Origin of the sequence: Corynebacterium nasorum, assembly GCF_022345765.1 — a bacterium.
Classification (GTDB): domain Bacteria; phylum Actinomycetota; class Actinomycetes; order Mycobacteriales; family Mycobacteriaceae; genus Corynebacterium; species Corynebacterium kefirresidentii.
Genome location: NZ_JAKRDR010000042.1, coordinates 1 through 734, shown reverse-complemented (window position 1 = coordinate 734; position 734 = coordinate 1). Strand labels below are relative to the sequence as shown.

The window sequence follows — 734 nt, the reverse complement described above, 5'->3', positions numbered from 1 at the left end:
CCGGATGTGGCGCTGTATAACAGGCTTATGCAGGTAATTGAGTACGTTGATGGTCGCCAAGCAGTTCCAGTCCAGGTTATTCCGCAACAGCGTATCGATAGGCGTATTTCTTCGCGCTACTTGTCGGTAGAAGAGCGCGAGCTCATCTTTGATCTTGACCGGCAAGGCAAAGGCGTACGTGAGATAGCTCGGCGTCTTGCCCGCTCTGCTGGCACTATCAGCAAGGAGCTTAAACGCAACCGGGATGAATTTGGGGTGTATCTTCCCACGTATGCGCACCGTAAATCGGTGTTGCGTAGGTTTAGACCGAAAAAGCGCAAGATTGATGCCAATCCACGTTTGCGCACGGTGGTCTGGGCGATGGTGAAAGATAGGTACTCGCCAGAGCAGATTTCTGGGAGGTTGCGCAGCTGCTATCCCGGTGATGAGACTATGTACGTGTGTCCTGAAACGATTTATCAGTCTTTGTATTTCCAGGCTAAAGGCGAGTTGAAAAAGGAAGTCGCTGCTGCACTGCGTCGCGGTCACGCCCAACGTCGACCTCGTGGCACGCGCAGTGCCCGCAAGCGGTTTGTTGACCCTATGGTGATGATTTCCGACCGCCCAGCAGAAGTAGACGACCGGGCAGTACCAGGTCATTGGGAAGGCGACCTCATTCTAGGCGCGGGTAATAAGTCCGCAATTGGAACGCTAGTAGAGCGAACCACGCGCTATGTCATCTTGCTGCATTTACC

The 734-nt window shown here is 53.5% G+C and carries 1 protein-coding gene; it reads left to right on the top strand.

What is annotated here, in order from left to right; translation table 11 throughout:
• On the top strand, nucleotides 1-734 hold a 734-nt coding region (locus MHK04_RS12155; RefSeq protein ID WP_441303157.1), incomplete at both ends, for an IS30 family transposase.